At 42.9% G+C, this 550-nt stretch carries 1 protein-coding gene; it reads right to left on the minus strand.

The window, feature by feature from the left end; translation table 11 throughout:
* Window positions 1-479 (minus strand): IS3 family transposase (locus tag BpJC4_RS15900; RefSeq protein WP_151706249.1); only part of this gene is annotated, 479 nt, incomplete at its 3' end.
* Window positions 480-550: the final 71 nt, after the last annotated feature.

Consider the following 550-nt stretch of genomic DNA (forward strand, 5'->3'; position numbering starts at 1 on the left):
AAAGCGTAACCGACAATCTTTCTGGAATGTAAATCCATTACGGAAGCCAGGTAGCACCAACCGTCTCTCAAAGTATGAATGTACGTAATATCCGTAACCCATTTCTCGTTGATGGTTGTCGTTGAGAAGTCCTGGTTCAGCAGGTTATCGTGTTCTTCCATCTTGCCCTTATTGGAATGGGGACGGTACTTTTTTCTGATAATGGAATAAATGCCTGCAGCCTTCATCAAACGCTGAACCCGTTTCAGGCTGACTTTGAGCCCTTCTTTTTCAAGCATATGGCGGATCTTCGGCGCTCCGTACCTCTGCTTGCTTTCCGTATGGATTTTTCGTATTCTGTCTGTCAACTCCCGGTTTTCCCGTTTTGTTTTTGACTCTTTTTTTTGTTTGGATTGATAGTAGGTACTTCTCGGCACGCCAAGGACCGTACACATGGTTTTAAGGTCATAATGGTGTTTGGCTCTTATCTCGTCAATCATGGATATAACAGTGGTTTGATCTACTTCTTTGCGAATATGGCCATAGCTTTTTTTAAGATTTCGTTTTCCTC

The organism is Weizmannia acidilactici (genome assembly GCF_008974185.1).
Taxonomy (GTDB): Bacteria; Bacillota; Bacilli; order Bacillales; family Bacillaceae_C; genus Weizmannia; species Weizmannia acidilactici.